20 protein-coding genes are annotated in these 20,042 nt (G+C 67.5%); 14 read left to right on the plus strand and 6 right to left on the minus strand.

Annotated elements, in window-relative coordinates:
- Positions 1 to 57: 57 nt before the first annotated feature.
- Positions 58 to 615 (plus strand): NADPH-dependent FMN reductase, encoded by a 558-nt coding sequence (locus tag IB278_RS17820; protein ID WP_145743767.1) that lies wholly within the window; start codon positions 58 to 60, stop codon positions 613 to 615.
- A gap of 68 nt (positions 616 to 683) precedes the next feature.
- Here IB278_RS17820 and IB278_RS17825 read toward each other — a convergent pair whose 3' ends face one another.
- Positions 684 to 1,331 (minus strand): FMN-dependent NADH-azoreductase, encoded by a 648-nt coding sequence (locus IB278_RS17825; RefSeq protein ID WP_192324583.1) that lies wholly within the window; start codon positions 1,329 to 1,331, stop codon positions 684 to 686.
- Between the two features lie 130 nt (positions 1,332 to 1,461).
- Between IB278_RS17825 and IB278_RS17830 the strand changes: the two genes are divergently transcribed.
- From IB278_RS17830 to IB278_RS17865, 8 genes are all read left to right on the plus strand, one after another.
- Positions 1,462 to 2,376, plus strand: a complete 915-nt coding sequence (locus IB278_RS17830) for a LysR family transcriptional regulator (protein WP_192324585.1) — start codon at positions 1,462 to 1,464, stop codon at positions 2,374 to 2,376.
- 112 nt (positions 2,377 to 2,488) lie between these two features.
- A complete protein-coding gene (locus IB278_RS17835; RefSeq protein ID WP_145743771.1) occupies positions 2,489 to 3,130 on the plus strand; it encodes a peroxiredoxin in 642 nt (213 codons plus the stop codon).
- A gap of 20 nt (positions 3,131 to 3,150) precedes the next feature.
- Positions 3,151 to 3,726 (plus strand): RBBP9/YdeN family alpha/beta hydrolase, encoded by a 576-nt coding sequence (locus tag IB278_RS17840; RefSeq protein WP_012748064.1) that lies wholly within the window; start codon positions 3,151 to 3,153, stop codon positions 3,724 to 3,726.
- Complete coding sequence (locus tag IB278_RS17845) at positions 3,723 to 4,739, plus strand: sulfate ABC transporter substrate-binding protein (RefSeq protein WP_192324587.1); 1,017 nt, start codon at positions 3,723 to 3,725, stop codon at positions 4,737 to 4,739. The genes IB278_RS17840 and IB278_RS17845 overlap by 4 nt, the downstream gene beginning before the upstream one ends.
- Positions 4,740 to 5,627 (plus strand): sulfate ABC transporter permease subunit CysT, encoded by an 888-nt coding sequence (gene cysT / locus IB278_RS17850; protein ID WP_145743775.1) that lies wholly within the window; start codon positions 4,740 to 4,742, stop codon positions 5,625 to 5,627. It abuts the gene before it with no gap.
- A 130-nt stretch (positions 5,628 to 5,757) separates the two neighbouring features.
- Entirely contained in the window at positions 5,758 to 6,660 is a 903-nt protein-coding gene (gene cysW / locus IB278_RS17855) for a sulfate ABC transporter permease subunit CysW (RefSeq protein WP_192324589.1), read from the plus strand.
- A gap of 18 nt (positions 6,661 to 6,678) precedes the next feature.
- The gene (locus tag IB278_RS17860) at positions 6,679 to 7,776 is read left to right on the plus strand and encodes a sulfate/molybdate ABC transporter ATP-binding protein (RefSeq protein ID WP_145743779.1); all 1,098 of its coding nucleotides are present in this window, start codon (positions 6,679 to 6,681) and stop codon (positions 7,774 to 7,776) included.
- The gene (locus IB278_RS17865; RefSeq protein WP_145743794.1) at positions 7,773 to 8,276 is read left to right on the plus strand and encodes a disulfide bond formation protein B; all 504 of its coding nucleotides are present in this window, start codon (positions 7,773 to 7,775) and stop codon (positions 8,274 to 8,276) included. The genes IB278_RS17860 and IB278_RS17865 overlap by 4 nt, the downstream gene beginning before the upstream one ends.
- Here the strand turns inward: IB278_RS17865 and IB278_RS17870 are convergent, their stop codons facing one another.
- The 4 genes from IB278_RS17870 to IB278_RS17885 all read right to left on the minus strand — a co-directional run bounded on the left by IB278_RS17870 (position 8,277) and on the right by IB278_RS17885 (position 11,481).
- Positions 8,277 to 8,969, minus strand: coding sequence for a mobilization protein (locus IB278_RS17870; protein ID WP_012748058.1), 693 nt, complete (start codon positions 8,967 to 8,969; stop codon positions 8,277 to 8,279).
- A gap of 65 nt (positions 8,970 to 9,034) precedes the next feature.
- Positions 9,035 to 10,333: a type II toxin-antitoxin system HipA family toxin gene (locus IB278_RS17875; RefSeq protein WP_192324591.1), complete on the minus strand. Its 1,299-nt coding sequence runs from the start codon at positions 10,331 to 10,333 to the stop codon at positions 9,035 to 9,037.
- Positions 10,330 to 10,659, minus strand: a complete 330-nt coding sequence (locus IB278_RS17880; RefSeq protein WP_192324593.1) for a helix-turn-helix domain-containing protein — start codon at positions 10,657 to 10,659, stop codon at positions 10,330 to 10,332. Before IB278_RS17880 ends, IB278_RS17875 begins: the two co-directional genes overlap by 4 nt.
- A 60-nt stretch (positions 10,660 to 10,719) precedes the next feature.
- Positions 10,720 to 11,481 carry a hypothetical protein gene (locus IB278_RS17885; protein ID WP_192324595.1) on the minus strand — a complete coding sequence of 254 codons (762 nt, stop codon included), beginning with the start codon at positions 11,479 to 11,481 and terminating at the stop codon, positions 10,720 to 10,722.
- Between the two features lie 113 nt (positions 11,482 to 11,594).
- Between IB278_RS17885 and smc the strand changes: the two genes are divergently transcribed.
- The 5 genes from smc (at position 11,595) to def (ending at position 19,445) form a co-directional block, all read left to right on the plus strand.
- Complete coding sequence (gene smc / locus IB278_RS17890) at positions 11,595 to 15,110, plus strand: chromosome segregation protein SMC (RefSeq protein ID WP_192324597.1); 3,516 nt, start codon at positions 11,595 to 11,597, stop codon at positions 15,108 to 15,110.
- 12 nt (positions 15,111 to 15,122) lie between these two features.
- Positions 15,123 to 16,226, plus strand: coding sequence for a cell division protein ZipA C-terminal FtsZ-binding domain-containing protein (locus IB278_RS17895; RefSeq protein ID WP_192324599.1), 1,104 nt, complete (start codon positions 15,123 to 15,125; stop codon positions 16,224 to 16,226).
- A gap of 22 nt (positions 16,227 to 16,248) precedes the next feature.
- Positions 16,249 to 18,333 (plus strand): NAD-dependent DNA ligase LigA, encoded by a 2,085-nt coding sequence (gene ligA, locus IB278_RS17900; protein ID WP_192324601.1) that lies wholly within the window; start codon positions 16,249 to 16,251, stop codon positions 18,331 to 18,333.
- A gap of 106 nt (positions 18,334 to 18,439) precedes the next feature.
- On the plus strand, positions 18,440 to 18,871 hold the full coding sequence (locus IB278_RS17905; RefSeq protein ID WP_192324603.1) for a hypothetical protein: 432 nt from the start codon (positions 18,440 to 18,442) through the stop codon (positions 18,869 to 18,871).
- Between the two features lie 34 nt (positions 18,872 to 18,905).
- Positions 18,906 to 19,445, plus strand: a complete 540-nt coding sequence (def, locus tag IB278_RS17910; RefSeq protein ID WP_145743809.1) for a peptide deformylase — start codon at positions 18,906 to 18,908, stop codon at positions 19,443 to 19,445.
- 48 nt (positions 19,446 to 19,493) lie between these two features.
- Here the strand turns inward: def and IB278_RS17915 are convergent, their stop codons facing one another.
- Entirely contained in the window at positions 19,494 to 19,889 is a 396-nt protein-coding gene (locus tag IB278_RS17915) for a DoxX family protein (protein ID WP_145743810.1), read from the minus strand.
- Positions 19,890 to 20,042 lie beyond the last annotated feature (153 nt).

The raw sequence follows: 20,042 nt of genomic DNA on the forward strand, positions 1-20,042 counted from the left end.
TCGCCCCGGTCATTCCTTTTCCGTTCATGTTTCCCCCACTTTAAAGGAGCTTCATCCATGAGCCAGACCCGAATTGCCGTGATCGTCGGCAGCCTTCGCAAGGATTCGTTCAACCAGAAGCTGGCCCTTGCGCTGGCGCACCTCGCGCCCTCTGACTTCACGTTCGAGCATTTGCGCATCGACGACCTGCCCCTGTACAACCAGGACGACGACGGCAACCAGGCGCCTTCGGTGAAGCGGCTCAAGACCGAGATCGCGGCCGCCCAGGGTCTGTTGTTCGTCACGCCCGAATACAACCGTTCGTTTCCCGGCGTACTGAAGAACGCGATCGATCACGCTTCGCGTCCCTATGGCCAGAGCGCCTGGGCTGGCAAGCCGGCGGGCGTGCTGGGCATTTCGGTAGGCGCCATCGGTACCGCGGTGGCGCAGCAGCATTTGCGCACTGTGCTGGCGTACCTCGATGTCCCCACGCTCGGGCAGCCGGAGGCGTTCCTTCAGGTCAAGGAAGGCCTGTTCGATGACACGGGCCACATCGGCAACGAAGGCACGAAGAAGTTCCTGCAGGGCTGGATGGACAAGTACGTGGCCTGGGTCAAGAGCCACGCGGCCGCCTGAGGCAGCCGAATCCGCCAATGAAAATGCCGCCCCTGGGGGCGGCATTTTCATTGGGGTGGAACCGAGGCTCAGGCCACCTGCGCCACGTCCTTCTGGTTGGCGGCTTCGGCCGTTGCCGCCCGGATGTCGACGCGTGCCGCGGCCAGTGCTGCGGCCTTGGTGGCATCGCCCATGGCCACGCCTTCGGCACGCACGAAGCGCACGTCGGTGATGCCGAAGAAGCCGAACACCACCTTCAGGTAGCTCTCCTGGTGTTCCGCGGCCTGGCCGCCTTCGGTGGTCGAGTAGATGCCGCCGCGGCTGGACGCCACGATCACGGTCTTGCCGCCGGCCAGGCCCACGGGGCCCTTGTCGGTGTACTTGAAGGTGCGGCCGATCTGCGCGAGCCGGTCGATCCAGGCCTTGAGCTGGGTCGGCACCGAGAAGTTGTACAGCGGTGCGCCCACCACGATGACGTCCGAAGCCAGGAACTGGCTCACGAGCTGTTCCGAGAGCGCGTTCTCGCGCTGCTGGGCTTCGGTCGGCTGGGCCTGCACGCCGGTCTTGATGCCCAGGGCATCGGCGCCGAAGTGCGAGGGGGCGTTGGCGGCGAGGTCGAGGTACTCGACGGTGGTGTCGGGATGCGCGGCTTTCCAGGCCGCCACGATCTCGGCCGTGAGGAGGCGGGAGGTCGAATTGGCACTCAGGATGCTGGAGTCGATATGGAGCAGCTTCATGGTCGATCACTTTCGTGTGGAGGTCGGCGCTCAAAGGTGGCCGGCGATGGCGTAATTCTATTTTTGATGCGAGTGGATGATAAGTAGCCAAATTTTGACTACATCGTCCCATGTGCAGGACAATGAACGCATGCAAGACCTCAACGACATGGTTTTCTTCGCCGAGGTGGCAGAGCGCGGCGGCTTTGCCGCGGCCAGCCGCGCGCTCGGCATTCCCAAGTCGCGCCTGTCGCGCCGTGTGGCGGAACTGGAGGGTCGGCTCGGCGTGCAGCTGATGCAGCGCAGCACGCGGCGCCTGTCGCTCACGCCTGCGGGCGAGACCTTCCTGCGGCATTCGGCCGCCGTGCGGGACGCGGCGCAGGCCGCGACTGAGGCGGTGGCGCAGGTGCACACCGAGCCCTGCGGCACGGTCCGCCTGAGCTGCCCGATCACCATCGCCCACAGCGGGCTTGCACAGCTGCTGCCGCGCTTCATGGAGCGCTACCCGGCGGTGCGCGTCGACCTGCGCGTCATGAACCGGCCCGTGGACCTGATCGAGGAGGGCATCGACATCGCGCTGCGCGTGCGCCCCGCCATCGAAGACAGCACCACGCTCGTGGCCAAGGTGCTGGGCACCAGCCGCGCCGTGCTCGTGGCCCGGCCGGAGCTGTTGCAGCGCCTCGGGCCGGTCCGCACGCCGGACGACCTTGCGCGGCTGCCGACGACGGCCATGTCGGCCAACGCCGAGGGCCGCAGCGAATGGCGGCTCGAGGGGCCGAAAGGCGAGATTCACGTGCACGTCCATACGCCACGCTGCGTGGCGGACGATCTGGCGACGCTGCAGCTGGTCGCGCTCGAAGGCGTGGGCGCGACGCTGCTGCCCGGCTACATGTGCCGCGCCGACGTGGAGGCGGGCCGGCTCGCGCAGGTGCTGCCCGGCTGGGGGCCTGCGCCGGTGATCGCCCACATGGTTTTCCCGCCGCGGCGGGCCCTGGTGCCGGCGGTTCGCCAACTGATCGATTTCCTGACCGAGCACATGAGCGGGAGCCAATCGGGCATGTATTAGCGGATCGGGGCTTCTTATGCGAAAAACGCCATAACCAAACAAGTAGATATTCGTTTGGCATTGAAGCTGCGCTTCGCACAATCCCAGGCTCCCATCCATCCAAGGAGCGACCATGGCGACCCTGCGACTCGGCGACACAGCCCCCAATTTCACCCAGGACTCCAGCGAAGGCCCCCTCGACTTCTACCAGTGGGCCGGCGATTCGTGGGTGGTGTTCTTCTCGCACCCGGCCGATTTCACGCCCGTGTGCACCACCGAGCTCGGCAAGACCGCGGCGCTGTCGGGCGAATTCGCCAAGCGCGGCGTGAAGCCGATCGCGCTGAGCGTCGACCCGGCCACCAGGCACAAGGAGTGGATCGGCGACATCAACGAGACGCAGAACACCACCGTCAACTTCCCGATCATCGCGGACCATGACCGCAAGGTGGCCGACCTGTACGACCTGATCCACCCGAACGCATCGGCCACTGCCACGGTGCGCAGCGTGTTCATCATCGATCCGAAGAAGGCGATCCGCGCGACCATCACCTACCCGGCATCCACCGGCCGCAACTTCGACGAGATCCTGCGCGTGATCGACTCGCTGCAGCTCACCGACAGCCACAAGGTGGCCACGCCCGTGAACTGGAAGGATGGCGACGACGTGGTCATCATCCCGAGCATCCAGGACCCGGCCGAACTGGCCGAGCGCTTCCCCAAGGGCTTCAAGGCCGTGAAGCCCTACCTGCGCATCACGCCGCAGCCCAACAAGTAAGCGGGCAGGGCAGCGCCTTCATGCAGACTTCCGTGATCATCGTGCCCGGCTGGCGCGACTCCGGGCCCGGCCATTGGCAGAGCCTGTGGGAAGAGCGCATTCCGGGTGCGGCGCGCGTGGTGCAGGACGACTGGGCTTCGCCCAAGCGCGAGGCCTGGGTGGCCACGCTCGCCAGGCTGGTGCTCGAAAGCCCCGGGCCGGTGGTGATTGCCGCACACAGCCTGGGCTGCATTGCCACGGCGCACCTGCCGGCCGAGGCGGCGGCGCGCATCCGCGGGGCGCTGCTGGTGGCACCGGCCGATCCGGAGCGCCGGGCCGTGCTGTCGGACTTCGCGCCCGTGCCCTATGCGGCGCTGCCGTACCGCAGCATCGTGGTGGCGAGCAGCAACGACCCGTATTGCCCGATCCGGCTGGCCGGCGCCTATTCCCGCGCCTGGGGCAGTGAGTTTGTCCGCATGCAGAATGCGGGCCATATCAACATCGATTCGGGGCATGGGGACTGGCCGCTCGGCCTCGCCTTGCTCCAGTCGCTGACCGACGAGCCCGCCGCCTGGCCGGCAGGCCGTGAATTTTCAGAAAACTTGGCAACCACATGACTTCCAGATTCAAGACCTTTGCCGCCGTGCTCGCGCTGGCGTCTTCCGCACTCGCCGGCGGCAGCGCCTTCGCGCAGGGCAGCACGCTGCTGAACGCCTCGTACGACGTGGCGCGCGAGTTCTACAAGGACTACAACGCGGCGTTCGTGGCCAACTACAAGAAGACCACCGGCAAGGACGTGAAGATCGACCAGTCGCATGGCGGCTCGAGCGCCCAGGCGCGCGCGGTGGCCGACGGTCTCGATGCCGACGTGGTGACCATGAACACCTCCACCGACATCGACTTCCTGGCCAATGCCGGCGTGGTCGCGAAGGACTGGAACAAGAAGTTTCCCGAGAACGCATCGCCCACCACCTCGACCATGCTGTTCCTGGTGCGCAACGGCAACCCCAAGGGCATCAAGGACTGGGAAGACCTGGTCAAGCCCGGCGTGCAGGTCGTGATCGTCAACCCCAAGACCGGCGGCAACGGGCGCTACGCCTACCTGGCGGCCTGGGGCTATGTCAAGAAGAAGGGCGGCACCGACGCCCAGGCGGCCGAGTTCGTCGGCAAGCTGTTCAAGAACGTGCCGGTGCTGGCGCGCGGCGGCCGCGACGCGACCACCGCCTTCCTGCAGCGCAACATCGGCGATGCGCTGATCACCTTCGAATCCGAAGTGGTGTCGATCGACCGCGAGTTCGGCTCCGGCAAGGTCGATTCGGTCTATCCGTCGATCAGCATCGTGGCCGAGAACCCGGTGGCCGTGGTCGAGCGCACCACCAAGAAGAAGGGCACCGGCGAACTCGCCAAGGCCTACCTCGACTGGCTCTATTCCGAAGAGGCGCAGGAAATTGCCGCCAAGCACGCGCTGCGCCCGCGCTCGCAGGCCGTGCTCAAGAAGTACGCCGCCACCTTCAAGCCGCTGCAGCTGTTCACGGTGCAGGAACTGTTCGGCAGCCTCGGCGACGCCCAGAAGGTGCACTTCAACGACGGTGGCCAGTTCGACAAGCTCTACACCCCTGGCGCGAAGTAAATGAGCGGCGCTGTTTCTTCGGCGCTCCCGTCCGCGGGAGCGCCGCTTTCGCATGTGAACCGGGCAGGGGGCTCCAAGCGGGTGCTGCCCGGTTTCCACATCACGCTCGGCTTCTCCATTCTCTACCTGAGCCTGATCGTGCTGATCCCGCTCTCGGCGCTGGTCTTCAAGACCTTCACGCTGAGCTGGGAACAGTTCTGGGTGGCCGTGACCGCGCCGCGCGTGATGGCCTCGTACCGGCTCACCTTCGGCGCCTCGCTGATCGCGGCCGTGGTCAACGCGGTGTTCGGCCTGCTCGTGGCCTGGGTGCTGGTGCGCTACAAGTTCCCGGGCAAGCGCATCGTCGATGCGCTGGTCGACCTGCCGTTCGCGCTGCCCACGGCGGTGGCCGGCATCTCGCTCACGGCGCTGCTCGCGGGCAACGGCTGGATCGGGCAATTGCTCGAGCCGCACGGCATCAAGCTGGCGTTCACGCCGGCGGGCATCGTGATTGCGCTGATCTTCATCGGCCTGCCCTTCGTGGTGCGCACGGTGCAGCCGGTGCTGGAAGACGCCGAGAAGGAACTCGAGGAAGCCGCCACCTCGCTGGGCGCGACGCGGCTGCAGACCTTCACGAAGGTGATCTTCCCGTCGATCGCGCCGGCGCTGCTCACGGGCTTTGCCATGGCCTTTGCACGCGCCATCGGCGAGTACGGCTCGGTGATCTTCATCGCCGGCAACATGCCGATGATTTCGGAGATCACGCCGCTCATCATCATCGGCAAGCTGGAGCAGTACGACTATGCGGGCGCCACCGCGGTCGCGCTCGTGATGCTGGTCCTTTCATTCGTCCTGCTGCTGGTCATCAACGGCCTGCAGGCCTGGCAGCGTCGCCGCGCAGGAGCCTAGGAATGTTGCACTCCCCCAGTCTTCGCGCACTTCGTGTCGCTTCGCCAACCCCCTCGCCGGGGGCAACACCAGCAGCCCGGCAAAGCCGGTTCTGCGGTGTTCCTTCGCGCAGCCTCATCGAGAGTTCGCTATGAGTGCGCCTTCCAAGATCATTCGCTGCGCACAGGCCGGCACCACCGAATCGGCCTGGGTGCGCTGGACGCTGATCGGCATTGCGCTCGCGTTCATGTTCCTGTTCCTCGTGCTGCCGCTGGCCGCCGTGGCGACGGAAGCGCTGCGCAAGGGCCTCGATGCCTATCTCGAAGCACTGAAGGAGCCCGACGCCTGGAGCGCGATTCGCCTCACCTTGATCACGGCCGCCATCGCGGTGCCGATGAACCTGGTGTTCGGCGTGGCCGCAGCCTGGGCCATCGCCAAGTTCGAGTTCCGCGGCAAGGCCTTCCTGACCACGCTGGTGGACCTGCCGTTCGCGGTGTCGCCGGTGGTGGCGGGGCTGATCTACGTGCTGGTGTTCGGCGCGCAGGGCTGGCTCGGCCCGTGGCTCGCGGAGCACGACATCAAGATCATCTTCGCGGTGCCGGGCATCGTGCTGGCGACGGTGTTCGTGACCTTCCCGTTCATCGCGCGCGAACTCGTGCCGCTGATGCAGGCGCAGGGCACCGACGAGGAGCAGGCCGCCATCGTGCTCGGCGCGACCGGCTGGCAGACCTTCTGGCGCGTGACCCTGCCCAACATCAAGTGGGGCCTGCTGTACGGCGTGATCCTGTGCAACGCACGCGCCATGGGCGAGTTCGGGGCGGTGTCGGTGGTGTCGGGCCACATCCGCGGCCAGACCAACACCATGCCGCTGCATGTGGAAGTGCTCTACAACGAATACCAGTCGGTGGCGGCCTTTGCCGTGGCCTCGCTGCTCGCCATCCTGGCGCTGGTCACGCTGGTGATCAAGTCGGTCATCGAATGGCGGCATGAGCGCGAAATGAAGGCCATTGCCGAGCTGCCGCCCGAGCGGCCACCCGAGCCCTCGGCGGCCTGAGAGAGAAAGAACAAGACCATGAGCATCGAAATCCGCAACATCAGCAAGCAGTTCGGCGACTTCCGCGCACTGAACAACGTGAACCTCGACGTCGAATCGGGCGAACTCGTCGCGCTGCTCGGCCCCTCGGGCTGCGGCAAGACCACGCTGCTGCGCATCATCGCGGGGCTGGAGACGGCCGACACCGGCAGCATTCTCTTTTCGGGCGAGGACACCACCGACGTGCACGTGCGCGAGCGGCAAGTGGGCTTCGTGTTCCAGCACTACGCGCTGTTCCGCCACATGACTGTGTTCGAGAACGTCGCGTTCGGCCTGCGCGTGAAGCCGCGCAAGGAGCGCCCGAGCGACGCGCAGATCAAGCAGAAGGTGACCGACCTGCTCAAGCTGGTGCAGCTCGACTGGCTGGCCGACCGCTACCCGTCGCAGCTCTCGGGCGGCCAGCGCCAGCGCATCGCATTGGCGCGCGCATTGGCGGTGGAACCCAAGGTGCTGCTGCTCGACGAACCCTTCGGCGCGCTCGACGCCAAGGTGCGCAAGGAGCTGCGGCGCTGGCTGCGCCGGCTGCACGACGAGCTGCACGTCACCTCGATCTTCGTCACGCACGACCAGGAAGAGGCGCTCGAAGTGGCCGACCGCGTGGTGGTCATCAACAAGGGCCGCATCGAGCAGGTCGGCTCGCCGCAAGAGGTGTGGGACCAGCCCGCGAGCCCCTTCGTCTATGGCTTCCTGGGCGACGTGAACCTGTTCCACGGCCGGGCCGACAATGGCGCGGTGCAGCTGGACGGCATGCGCCTGGACTCGCCCGAACACAGCGGCGCGCGCGACGCCAAGGCCATGGCCTACGTGCGCCCGCACGATCTCACGGTGGAGCGCTACACCGCCGGCGCCACCGGCATCGTCGCCACCCTGTCGCGCGCCATCGTGGTCGGCCCGATCGCGCGGCTGGAACTTGAGCCCACCGAAACGAATCCAGATAATCCGGGCTCCGGAACCATCATCGAGGCGCAACTTCCTGCGCAACAGTTCCGTGAACTGGGCCTGCACGAGGGCGACACGGTCGTCGCCACGCCGCGCAAGGCCCGGGTGTTCGTAGAAGAAGATTGGGTTTCCCCTTGATCGATTGGTACTTCGGCGCGCCGCGCCGCGCGTATGGGCTGGTCTGCCTGGCCTGCGTCCTGATGCTGGCCTTCGGGCTCTACCTGCAGCACGTGGTCGGGCTCGAGCCTTGCCCCATGTGCATCGTGCAGCGCTATGCGCTGGTGCTGGTGGCGCTTTTCACCGGGCTGGCCGGCGTGTTCAGGAGCCGCGGCCTGCAGGCAACGGGCGGCGTGCTGGCGCTGGTGGCGGCCGCGGGCGGCGCCTACACCGCGGCGGCGCAAAGCTGGCTCCAGTGGAACCCGCCCGAGGTCGTGACCTGCGGGCGCGACCTCTACGGAATGATCGAGACCTTTCCGCTCAAGCGGGCGCTGCCGATGATCTTCCGCGGCGGCGGCGATTGTTCGAAGGTCGACTGGTCGCTGTTCGGCCTGACGCTCGCGAACTGGTCGTTCATCGCCTTCGTGGTGCTGGCGGTGCTGCTGCTCGTGCTGCTTTTTCGCCGGCCCGCGGCGCGCTAGCTAGAGCGGCAGGGTGTCGAAGGCTGCGTAGGCGGTCGCCAGCCAGGACTTCACGCGCTGGCGCTCCAGCAGGCCGAGCGCATGCGGCCCTTCGCGGTCGTTCACGGCCTTCCAGAAACTGGTGTTCTGCGCATCGATCTTGCGCATGCTCGCCTCATGCAGGCGCGGCAGCGTGATCACGCGGGCGCCGTTCGCGGTGGCCTTGGAAAGCGACTGCGACGCCAGCAGCATGCCGAAGTCGCTGCCGCGGCCGTAGTTCTGCACCACGATGTAGTTGGGCCGGTTGCCGAAGGTGTCGATCAGCGTGCCGAGCAGGTCGGTGGAGTCCTTGCCGTCGTCCAGCACGTGCCAGAAGTTCACGGCCACGCCCAGCTCGTCGAACACGTCGAACAGGTCCGATTCCTTGATCCAGCGCGACAGCGGCGCGAGCGTCTGGGCCGCGAGGTCGACGATGACGCTTTGCTGCGGATTCGTCTCGAAGCCGTTCACCACGGTGTCCAGGCCCTCGAAGCTGTCGACCACGATGGGCGAGGCAAAGCCTTCGTAGAAGCGCGTGAACGAGCTGTGCGAGCGGTCGGTGTCGAAGCCCGTGAAAGGCTTGCTGTGGTCGATGAAGTACTGCGCCAGCACGCGCGCCGTGACCGACTTGCCGACACCGCCTTTTTCGCCGCCGATGAAATTGATGGAGCTCATGAGTTGCTGCTGCCTCGAAAGGGTGGAGGAGTGAAGGGCCGGATCATTCTAGGGGCCGCGTTTTTCTATTTGCCGCGCCTGGCCATGCCCTGCAGCAAGGGATGTGCCTGCAAACGCTGCTGCAGCCGTTTTTTCCAGGCGGCCGGCAGCGTCGAGGCCTCGATCATTTCGGGCCAGCGGCTGCGCGCGAGCCGCGCCGTGTCCGCAACGGCGCGCCGCATCAGCGGTTCGTGCAGCCCCGTCGAGAAACAGAAGGCGCGCACGTTGGCGGGCGTGAAGAGGGCGGTGCGTCGGGGGGCGGCCTCGCCCGGCGACGCCGGCAGAAGAGGCAGGGCATGGCCGTCGACACCCTGAAGCGCGGCATAGGCCACGATGTCGTAGGCCGGGGCCAGCCGCGGTGCGATGCCGTCGGGGTACAGCACGCCGAAGTTCTTCAGATGCGCATCGGGGTTGCCGAGCAGGTCGTTCACCGCGAGGCGCCGCACGAGTTCGAGCACCGCTTCCTCGCCGAGCGATGGAAAGGCGCGCATGGCCAGTGCCATGTCGAGGTAGCTGGCGCTGTACTTGTGCATCGGGTCGACCGCGAGCACCTGCGCGAAGTCCTCGAAATGGATGCGGCGCGCGCCCTCGCGGTCGAAGCGCGTGACGGCAAGGAAGTCGGGCTCGTCGGGCAGCGCGTAGCTGTGCTCGGCCGCAATGGCCGAGAGCGGCGCAAGTTCAGCGTGGCAGACCTCGACGCCGGCCGCCCGCGCCAGCTGGAGCGAGAGCATCTCCAGCTGCGGCATGTGGGGGCGCCCGGCCACGGGCAGCTTGGCGATCACGCGGGTGCTCGCGCCGGCGCGGGTGCGGGCCACGTAGCGCCCGCCCTGCCGGCGCAGGCCGAGCTTGGGCTGCACGCCCGACACCGAGATGCCCTGCGGCATCGGCAGTTCGACCACGGACATCTCGAGCGCGTCCTGGTCCTGTGTGATGAGCCGCTGCAAGGTGCCGCGGTCGACCGCAACCGGCCGGGCGCTCACCGCGCCGGGCAGGTCGCCGCCGCAGGCCGCAAGCAACTCGAAGTGATCGTTCTCGCGGCAGCCGCGCAATTGCGCGATGTGGCTGCGCAGGACGCCTTCGGGCAGCAGGTTCTGGAAGAAGCGTGGCAGCTGCCCGCCCTGTGCGTTGAAGAGCGGGTTCTTGACGTCGCTCCACAGGGCGGCCTGCGCCGAGGGGTCGCTGGCCACCATTGAAAGCGAAAGCACCTCGGGCGGCGGCGCGGCCACCAGTTCGGGCTCCGCCACGAAGCGGCAGAGGTCGGCGTACTGGAACAGCTTGCCGAAGCGGCGCGTGCCGAGCGAGATCTCGAGGATCTTGACGTTCATGGCGAACGCTTCCTCGCATGGGGCTCGGAAGCCGGAGCCGTCGGCGCAGCCGCAGCGCCGACGGCATTGCCGATGCGCGTGGGCACCGGGCGATAGCCGGGCTCGGTGTCCGCACGTTCGCCGAAACCCTTGGGCGCGAGCTGCAACTCGAGGCCCAGGGCATCCACCAGCGCCAGCAGCGAGGACAGCTGCGGATTTCCCTTCAGGCTCAGCGCGTTGCGCACCGAACGCTCGGTAAGGCCCGAGCGCAGCGCGATTTCTGCGTTGCCGAGGCCCGCGGCCTCGCGCCGGGCTGCCAGGGCTGTGATGAGTTCCTGCTTGTTCACGGAAATATATTACCGCAAACCGGAGTTTTGGAAATATGTTTCCTCGACTGACCGCGATCCCTACCGGGGGATGAGCGTGAAAAACGGCATCACGACGCCCATGACCCAGTTCTGGCCGAAATCGAGCGCCGCGCGCCGGTATTTCTCGTCGGCCTGGGCGGCCAGCAGGTCGAGCCGCGCCACCACCTTGGAGAGTTCGCGGTCGGCCACGAGGTTGCGTCCGCGCTCGCTGATCTCGGTGGCCAGCAGCAGCGGCTGGCCGTCGGGGCCGGTCTTGGAGGCGATCAGCCAGAGCGATATCTCGAAGTTGCGCGCGGCCCGGAAGCTGTTCTCGGCATTGACGCCGTCGAGCATGGTCTGGTCCCAGGTGTCGCCGTTGGCCTGCTTGAGCATCGTGGCCCAGCCGACGACCAGCGCCGCCACCCGGTCGCCCTGGTAGCCTTGCGGGCTGGTGTCGAAGGCCATGCGGATGGCATCGATGCCGGTGGCGCCGCGCAACTCGGGCAGGGCGGGCCCGGTCAGCACCGCATCCCAGGCGCGCTGGGCAGCCGCCTCGACGCTGGCTGCCGACTTGCGCCATTCGCGCGGGTTGCGCCGGTAGAGCGTGGTCTGCACGCGCCGGATCGATTGCAGGTTGTCGCGCAGGGAGAGGTTGGCGATGCGGTTGGCGCTGGACTGCAACCATTCCTGGTTGGTATAGGGCTCGGCGCGGTCGGTGGAACGCACGGCCGCGCAGCCGCCAAGGCCCAGCAGCGTGGCCGCACCGGCCAGCACGTAAGCGCGGCGTACGGCAAGGGGGGATGAAACCAGGGAATCGCTCATGCCCTGACGTTATCATCCACGGCTGGGGCGGCGGCCTGTCTCGAACGGCAGGTCCGTGCAATTTTCCTTACAAATCAACACCTTGGCGTCGTGCCAAGGCAGGCCGACAAGTCGTGCGTCTCAATTCCATCAAGCTTTCGGGCTTCAAGTCGTTCGCCGAACCCACCAACTTCCTGCTGCCGGGCCAATTGGTCGGCGTCGTCGGGCCCAACGGTTGCGGCAAGTCGAACATCATGGATGCGGTGCGCTGGGTGCTGGGCGAGTCGCGCGCGTCGGAGCTGCGCGGCGAGTCGATGCAGGACGTGATCTTCAACGGCACGACCACGCGCAAGCAGGCCAGCCGTTCGAGCGTGGAACTGGTGTTCGACAACGCCGACCACCGCGCAGGCGGCCAGTGGAACCAGTTCGGCGAAATTGCCGTGCGGCGCGTGCTCACGCGCGACGGCACCAGCAGCTACTACATCAACAACCAGCCGGTGCGCCGCCGCGACGTGCAGGACGTGTTCCTGGGCACCGGCCTCGGCCCGCGCGCCTACGCCATCATCGGGCAGGGGACGATCAGCCGGATCATCGAGTCCAAGCCCGAAGAGCTGCGCCTGTTCCTCGAGGAGGCGGCGGGCGTCTCCAAATACAAGGAGCGCCGGCGCGAAACCGAGAACCGCCTGGGCGACACGCGCGAGAACCTCACGCGCGTGGAAGACATCCTGCGCGAACTCAACGCCAACCTCGAAAAGCTCGAGAAGCAGGCCGAGGTGGCCGCGCGCTACAACGCGCTGCAGGGCGAAGCCACGAAGAAGCAGCACCAGCTGTGGTTCCTCAAGCGCAGCGAAAGCGATGCCGATCAGGCCAGGATCAAGGCCGACTCGGAAAAGGCGATCAACGACCTCGAGTCGCGCACCGCCGACCTGCGCCGCATCGAATCCGAACTCGAAACCGTGCGCCAGGCCCACTACGCGGCCGGCGACCAGGTCAACCAGGCCCAGGGCAAGCTCTACGAAGCCAGTGCCGAAGTGGGCCGCCTCGAAGGCGAGATCCGCTTCGTGGTCGAAGGCCGCCAGCGCGTGGAGCAGCGGCTGGTCCAGCTGCGCGAGCAGATGGGCCAGTGGGGCCGCCGCCGCGAAGAGGCCGAGGCGGAGATCGAAACCCTGGCCGGCCAGGGCGTCGACGCGGAAGAGCAGGCCGTCCTGCTGGCCGCGCAGCTCGAGGAACACGACGCGCGCATGCCCGAGCTCGAGGAAGCCGTGCAGCGCGCCCAGGACGAGGCCAATGCCCAGCGCAGCACCGTCTCGCAGGTGCAGCAGCAGATCCAGGTGCTGGCCGCCGACCAGCGCAACATCGAAGAGCAGAGCCGCCAGCTCACGCAGCGCAGCGAACGCCTGCGTGCCGACCAGAACGCGCTGGCCGCGCCCGACGAGGCACGCCTGCAAGCCCTGCAGGAAGAGCACGCGGCCGCGCAGGAAAGCGCGAGCGAGGCCGACGCCCGCCTGCATGAGCTGCAGGAATCGGTGCCGCAGCTCGATGACGACCGCCGCGCGAAGCAGCAGGCCGTCAACACCGAAGGCGCGCGCCATGCCGAGCTCTCGGCGCGGCTCGAGGCGCTGCGCGCGCTGCAGGAAAAGGTCAAGACCGACGGCAAGCTGGCGCCCTGGCTCGCCAAGCACGGGCTCGAAGGCATGCAGGGGCTTTGGAGCCGCATCCACATCGAGCAGGGCTGGGAAAACGCGCTCGAAGCGGCGCTGCGCGAGCGCCTGGGTGCGCTCGAGGTCAGCCGGCTCGACATGGTGCGCGCCTTCGGCAACGATGCACCGCCCGCCAAGCTCGCGTTCTACAGCCCGCCCGAAGCCGGCGTGCCGCAAGGCGCTGCCGCGCTGCCGCGCCTGTCGAGCCTGCTGCGCCTGAACGATGCCGGCCTGCAGGCCCTGCTGACCGACTGGCTGCACGGCTGCTACACCGCGCAGAGTTTCGAAGAGGCGCTCGCGCAGCGCGCGACGCTGCAGCCGGGCGAAGTCATCTATGTGCAGAGCGGCCACGCCGTGTTCTCGCACAGCGTCAATTTCTATGCCCCGGATTCCGAGCAGGCCGGCCTCCTGGCGCGCCAGCAGGAAATGGAAAACCTCGAGCGCCAACTGCGCGCCCAGGCCCTCATCAGCGAAGAGGCGCGCACGGCGCTGGTCCGCGCCGAAGCTGCCTACGCCGATGCCGCGCAGCGCCTCGTCACGGCACGCCGCGAAGCGGCCGAAACGCAATCTCGTGCGCATGAACTGCAGGTCGAGACGCTGCGCATGACGCAGCTTGCCGAGCAGACGCGCGCGCGCAGCCAGCAGCTGGCCGCCGACCTGGCCGAGGTCGACGCGCAGCTCGAGGAACTGCAGGAAAAGCGCATGGCCGCCGAAGGCCGCTTCGAAGAGCTCGACATGCAGCTGGCCGACAGCCAGGAGCGCCACGCGCAGCTCGACGAACGCGTGATCGAAGCCGGCCGCGCGCTGGCCGCGAGCCGCGAGCAGCACCGCAGCCTCGAACGGCAGGCGCAGGAGGCCACCTTCTCGCAGCGCACGCTCGAAGCCCGCCGCGGCGAGCTGAACCGCGCGATCGAAACCGCATCGCAGCAGGTGCTGTCGCTTACCGACGAAGACGAGCGCGCCCGCGCCGAACTCGGCCGCCTGTCGGACGCCGCGGCCCAGGCCGGCCTGCAGGACGCGCTGGCGCTCAAGCTCGAGCGCGAGGCCGCGCTGGGTGCGGCCCGCAGCCAGTACGACGACCTCACGCTGAAGCTGCGCGCCAGCGACGAGCGCCGGCTGCAGTTGGAGCGCGAACTCGATCCGCTGCGCCAGCGCATCACCGAATTCCAGCTCAAGGAGCAGGCCGCGCGCCTGGGTGTCGAGCAGTACCAGCAACTGCTCGGCGACGCCGGCGCCGACCTCGAGGCCGTTGCCCAGTCGATCGAAGCCGACAAGGTCCGCCTCACCGGCCTGCAGGGCGAGATCGACCGCCTGAACCGCGAAGTGGTGGCGCTGGGCGCGGTCAACCTGGCCGCGCTCGACGAACTTGCCGTGGCCAGCGAGCGCAAGACCTTCCTCGATGCGCAGTCCGCCGACCTGAACGAAGCCATCGGCACGCTGGAAGACGCCATCCGCAAGATCGACGCCGAGACGCGCGACCTGCTGGGGGGCACCTTCAAGATCGTCAACGAGCACTTCAGCCGCATGTTCCCCGAGCTGTTCGGCGGCGGCAATGCACGGCTCGTGATGACAGGCGACGAGATCCTCGATGCCGGCGTGCAGGTGCTGGCGCAGCCGCCCGGCAAGAAGAACCAGACCATCCACCTGCTCTCGGGCGGCGAGAAGGCGCTCACGGCCATCGCGCTGGTGTTCGCGATCTTCCAGCTCAACCCGGCGCCTTTCTGCCTGCTGGACGAAGTGGACGCGCCGCTGGACGACGCGAACACCGAACGCTATGCCAAACTCGTGACCGCCATGAGCCGCGAAACCCAGTTCCTCTTCATCAGCCACAACAAGATCGCCATGGAAATGGCCGAGCAGCTGATCGGCGTCACCATGCAGGAGCAGGGCGTCTCGCGGATCGTCGCGGTGGACATGGAAGCGGCCGCCTCCATGGTCGAAGCTGCTTGAGCCGGGCAGCGCATGAGCAATCTCACTCTCGCCCTGGCCATCCTCGGCGGCCTCGTCCTCGCGGCCGTCGTTGCCTACAACACCGTGACCTCGCGCCGCAACGCGCCGCGCCAGCCCGACGCCGCTGAGCGCGACCTGTCCGAAGCGGACCATCGGCCATCGTCCTCGTCCGACGGCGTGGAGCCGACGTTGCACGTCGATCCGCACCAGTTGCCGAGCCAGGAACGCCACGAGCCTCTGTTCGACCCCGACCTGCCCGCGCCCAGCGCGAGCCCGGTGCCCACGGCCGAGCGGCGCGGCGGGCTCGATCCGCTCATCGACGTGATCGCGCCGGTGTCGCTGGACGGGCTCGCGTCGGGCGACGCAGCCATTGCCGCCATGCCGCCCACGCGGCGCGCAGGCAGCAAGCCCGTGGCCATCGAAGGCCTGAACGAGCACACCGGCCAGTGGGAGCCGCCAGTGCCGGGCCAGCGCTACAGCGCCTTCCAGGTGGGTGTGCAGCTGGCCAACCGCACCGGGGCGCTCAACGAGATCGAGTATTCCGAATTCGTCGTCAAGGCGCAGGCCTTTGCCGATGCGGTCAACGGCGCGCTCGAGTTTCCCGAAATGCTCGACGAGGTGGCGCGCGCCCGCGAGCTCGACCAGTTCGCCAGTGCGCACGATGCCCAGCTGGGCTTCGTGCTGCGCGCACTGCATGCGGCCTGGAGTCCCGGCTACGTGCAGCAGAACGCCGCCCGCCTGGGTTTCGTGGCCGGCATCATTCCGGGACGCATGGTGCTGCCGACGAGCGAGGCCGGGCTGCCGCCGATCCTCGGACTTTCGTTCGACACGCAGGCTGCGCTGGCCGACGATCCGGCGCAGTCGGCCATCCGCGAGCTCAGCCTGAGCCTGGACGTGCCGCAGGTCGACCGCGCCGAGCAGCCGTTCCGCCGCATGCGCGAAGCCGCCGCCACGCTGGCGCGCGAGATGGACGGCGTGGTCACCGACAGCGACGGCCAGCTGCTGCGCGAAGAAACCATGGACGTGATCGGCGCCGATCTCGAGCAGCTCTACGACACGCTCGAATCACGCGACCTGGCCGCCGGCTCGCCGCTGGCGCGCCGCCTTTTCAGCTGATCCGATCGTTCGGGAGACACCCATGACCACGCGCGACGAAGCGGCACGCGAAGCCGCCGCACTGAGCGAACAGCTTCACCGACACGCTCATCTCTACTACGTGCTCGATGCCCCCGAGCTGCCCGACGCCGAGTACGACCGGCTGTTCCAGCGGCTGCAGGCGCTGGAAGCCGAATACCCCGAACTGCGCACGCCCGATTCGCCCACGCAGCGCGTCGGCGGCAAGGTGCTCGAAGGCTTCGTGAAGGTGCGCCACAAGGTGCCGATGCTGTCGATCCGCACCGAGACCGACATCTCGCCCGGCGGCGCCAGCGCCTTCGATGCCCGCGTGCGCAAGGAACTGGGCCTGGCCGAGGACGGGCCGCAGGTCGAGTACGTCTGCGAACTCAAGTTCGATGGCCTGGCCATGAACCTGCGCTACGAGAACGGCGTGCTGGTGCAGGCCGCGACGCGGGGCGACGGCGAGGTCGGCGAGGAGGTCACGCAGAACATCCGCACGGTGCGCGAGATTCCGCTGCGGCTCAACGGCAAGGCGCCGCCGGTGGTCGAGGTGCGCGGCGAGATCTACATGAAGCGCGCCGACTTCGAGGCGCTCAACGAGCGCCAGCGCGAGAAGATCGCGGCCGGGCAGAAGAACGAGAAGGTCTTCGTCAACCCGCGCAATGCCGCGGCCGGCGCGGTGCGCCAGCTCGACCCGGCCATTGCGGCGGCGCGGCCGCTGAGCTTTTTTGCCTATGGCCTCGGCGAGGTCACGCCGGCCAGCGAAGGCGGGCCGGATTTTCCGACCCAGTTCGAATGGCTGCAGCAGTTCCATGCCTGGGGCTTTCCGGTGGCCACGCAGACCGCCCGCGCGACCGGTGCCATCGAACTGATTGCCTTCCACGAGAACATCGGACGCCAGCGCGATGCCTTGCCCTACGACATCGACGGCGTGGTCTACAAGGTCGACAGCATCGAGCTGCAGCGGCGGCTGGGTTTCGTGTCGCGCGAACCGCGCTGGGCCGTGGCGCACAAGTACCCGGCGCAGGAACAGATCACCGAGGTGCTGGGCATCGAGGTGCAGGTCGGGCGCACCGGCAAGCTCACGCCGGTGGCCAAGCTGGCGCCGGTGTTCGTCGGCGGCGTGACCGTGACCAATGCCACGCTGCACAACGAGGACGAGGCACGCCGCAAGGACGTGCGCGTGGGCGACAAGGTCATCGTGCGGCGTGCCGGCGACGTGATCCCCGAAGTGGTCGGCGTGGTGCCCGAAAGCCTCGCCAGGCCCGACGGCGAGCGGGGCCCGCTGTTCACCATGCCGCACCAATGCCCGGTATGCGGATCGGAGGCGCTGCGCGAAGAAGGCGAGGTCGACTACCGCTGCACCGGCGGCCTGTTCTGCGCGGCGCAGCGCAAGGAGGCCATCCTGCACTTTGCGGCGCGGCGCGCGGTCGACATCGACGGGCTCGGCGACAAGCTGGTCGAGCAATTGGTCGACGCCAACCTGATCCGCACCTTGCCCGACCTCTACAGGCTCGGGTTCACCACGCTGGCGGGGCTGGACCGCATGGCCGACAAGTCGGCCAGGAACCTCGTCGACGCGCTCGAGGCCTCGAAAAAGACCACGCTGCCGCGCTTCCTGTTCGGGCTGGGCATCCGGCACGTGGGCGAGAGCACCGCCAAGGATCTCGCCAAGCACTTCGGCAAGCTCGACGCGATCATGGATGCGACCGAGGAGCAGCTGCTCGAGGTCAACGACGTCGGCCCGGTCGTCGCGCAAAGCCTGCGCACCTTCTTCGATCAGCCGCACAACCGTGAAGTGGTCGAGCAGCTGCGCGCATGCGGGCTGGCGTGGGAAGAGGGCGAACCCGCCGCCCGGGCGCCCAAGCCATTGGCGGGACTGACCTTCGTGATCACCGGCACCCTTCCTACGCTGAGCAGGGACGAAGCGAAGGATAAATTGGAGGCAGCCGGCGCCAAGGTGGCGGGCTCGGTCAGCAAGAAAACAAGCTACCTCGTGGCTGGCGAGGAGGCCGGCAGCAAGCTCGACAAGGCGCGCGAGATCGGTGTGGAGGTGATCGACGAGGCGCGTATGCTGGAGCTGCTCGCCAGCGGTGTGCCGGGTTGAAGGGGTGAAGCGCGGTTCTTACCGGCAGTTACGCGACTTCACACCCGCGCAGTCAACAGGGTCTACAAGCCGGCGTTGAAAACAGAAGGCTGACAAGGAGTCCCTCATGCAGAAAATTCGTGTTCTCGGTATCTGTGTCGCCGTTGGCGGCTTCGCGCTGCTCGGCGGCTGCGTGGCTGTTCCTGGCGACCCCTATTACAGTGGGGGCTATTCGCAGCCGTACTACGCGGACCCGGTGGTGGTGAATCCGGCGCCAGTCTATATCCAGGGTGGCGGCTACTACGAAGGCGGACGCCGCTATTACGACCGTCCCTACTACGACGGACGCTACTACGGGCGTCCGGGCTATCCGGCGGCGCGCCCGGTGCCAGTGCCGGTCCCTGTGCCGGTGCCTTCTCGTCCCGGCTGGGGCGGCGGCGGACGGCCTTCGGGCAATGCCGCCGGCGTGTCGCCGCTTCCGCAGTACCGGTCACAGCCGCCGCGCGGCTCGGAGCGGTTGTGGACGTCGCCGGACTCCAAGGGGCAAACCCCTCCATGACCGGACGGCGGGGCCGCTCGCGATAATCCCCGCCATGGCCATCCGCGAAATCCTGAAAATGGGCGACCCCCGGCTGCTGCGCATTGCGCAGCCGGTGGCTGCCTTCGACACCGACGAGCTGCACCTGCTGGTGCGCGACATGTTCGAGACCATGCTGGCCGCCAACGGCGCCGGCCTGGCCGCGCCGCAGATCGGTGTCGACCAGCAGCTCGTGATCTTCGGCACCGATGTCGTCAATCCCCGCTACCCCGATGCGCCGCCGGTGCCTCGCACCGTGCTGCTGAATCCGGTCATCACGCCGATCGGCGACGAGGAAGAAGAAGGCTGGGAAGGCTGCTTGTCGGTGCCGGGCCTGCGCGGCGTGGTGCCGCGCTTCGCCAACATCCGCTACACCGGCTTCGATCCCTACGGCGATCCGATCGACCGCATCGCAAGCGGCTTTCATGCGCGCGTGGTGCAGCACGAAGTCGATCACCTGCTGGGCAAGCTCTATCCGATGCGGGTGCGCGACTTCTCGCGCTTCGGCTATACCGACGTCCTGTTTCCAGGGCTGGACGCCAACGACGACGATTGACGAAAGAACGGCCGGTACACCGCCGGCCGCGTGCCTTCTTTCTTTCTTTCAGTTGTACTTGCCGCCCAGGCCGAACCGGCCGCCGCCGAAGAGCGCGATCGCGATCGCCGAGAACATGAACATGCCCTGCAGTTCCAGCGCCCAGCCGCCCTGGCCATTGAGCGCGCCCAGGTCCTTCTGATGCACGAGCCAGATCGCCACCAGCATGTTGAGGGCGACGATCAGCGCCGCCGGACGGGTGAACAGCCCCACGATGAGCAGCACCGGCGCAAGGATCTCTCCGACATAGACCAGGTAGGCCAAAGCCGCCGGCAAGCCATGGGACGCCAGCATGCCGCCGATGCCGTCGACGCCTTTGCCGACCTTCGCGATGCCGTGCAGCAGGATGAGGATGCCGAGTGCAACGCGCAGAACGAGCTTGCCGGTGTCATCGGATTTGGTCATGTGCAGATTCCTGGTGAAGTTGTTGGAGGCCCGTATGTTAGTGAATGCAGCCGGCAAGAAAAACCCGTGGACAGCGGCGCACGCAGCATATGCATTCAACTGCTGGTTCCTTGGCAGGGCGGCGCGCAGCCTCGTACACTGCCTTTTGCTTGT

Origin of the sequence: Variovorax sp. VRV01 (assembly GCF_014852545.1) — a bacterium.
GTDB lineage: Bacteria > Pseudomonadota > Gammaproteobacteria > Burkholderiales > Burkholderiaceae_C > Variovorax > Variovorax beijingensis_A.

What these genes read in the sequence shown, in the direction of transcription:
- IB278_RS17835 (WP_145743771.1), top strand. Translation starts at nt 2,489, where the DNA reads ATGGCGACCCTGCGACTCGGCGACACAGCCCCCAATTTCACCCAGGAC.
- IB278_RS17845 (WP_192324587.1), top strand. Translation starts at nt 3,723, where the DNA reads ATGACTTCCAGATTCAAGACCTTTGCCGCCGTGCTCGCGCTGGCGTCT.
- IB278_RS17885 (WP_192324595.1), bottom strand. Translation starts at nt 11,481, where the DNA reads ATGAGCGATTCCCTGGTTTCATCCCCCCTTGCCGTACGCCGCGCTTAC.
- def (WP_145743809.1), top strand. Translation starts at nt 18,906, where the DNA reads ATGGCCATCCGCGAAATCCTGAAAATGGGCGACCCCCGGCTGCTGCGC.
- IB278_RS17825 (WP_192324583.1), bottom strand. Translation starts at nt 1,331, where the DNA reads ATGAAGCTGCTCCATATCGACTCCAGCATCCTGAGTGCCAATTCGACC.
- IB278_RS17860 (WP_145743779.1), top strand. Translation starts at nt 6,679, where the DNA reads ATGAGCATCGAAATCCGCAACATCAGCAAGCAGTTCGGCGACTTCCGC.
- IB278_RS17820 (WP_145743767.1), top strand. Translation starts at nt 58, where the DNA reads ATGAGCCAGACCCGAATTGCCGTGATCGTCGGCAGCCTTCGCAAGGAT.
- IB278_RS17875 (WP_192324591.1), bottom strand. Translation starts at nt 10,333, where the DNA reads ATGAACGTCAAGATCCTCGAGATCTCGCTCGGCACGCGCCGCTTCGGC.
- IB278_RS17870 (WP_012748058.1), bottom strand. Translation starts at nt 8,969, where the DNA reads ATGAGCTCCATCAATTTCATCGGCGGCGAAAAAGGCGGTGTCGGCAAG.
- IB278_RS17840 (WP_012748064.1), top strand. Translation starts at nt 3,151, where the DNA reads ATGCAGACTTCCGTGATCATCGTGCCCGGCTGGCGCGACTCCGGGCCC.
- IB278_RS17915 (WP_145743810.1), bottom strand. Translation starts at nt 19,889, where the DNA reads ATGACCAAATCCGATGACACCGGCAAGCTCGTTCTGCGCGTTGCACTC.
- IB278_RS17830 (WP_192324585.1), top strand. Translation starts at nt 1,462, where the DNA reads ATGCAAGACCTCAACGACATGGTTTTCTTCGCCGAGGTGGCAGAGCGC.
- cysT (WP_145743775.1), top strand. Translation starts at nt 4,740, where the DNA reads ATGAGCGGCGCTGTTTCTTCGGCGCTCCCGTCCGCGGGAGCGCCGCTT.
- cysW (WP_192324589.1), top strand. Translation starts at nt 5,758, where the DNA reads ATGAGTGCGCCTTCCAAGATCATTCGCTGCGCACAGGCCGGCACCACC.
- IB278_RS17895 (WP_192324599.1), top strand. Translation starts at nt 15,123, where the DNA reads ATGAGCAATCTCACTCTCGCCCTGGCCATCCTCGGCGGCCTCGTCCTC.
- IB278_RS17905 (WP_192324603.1), top strand. Translation starts at nt 18,440, where the DNA reads ATGCAGAAAATTCGTGTTCTCGGTATCTGTGTCGCCGTTGGCGGCTTC.
- ligA (WP_192324601.1), top strand. Translation starts at nt 16,249, where the DNA reads ATGACCACGCGCGACGAAGCGGCACGCGAAGCCGCCGCACTGAGCGAA.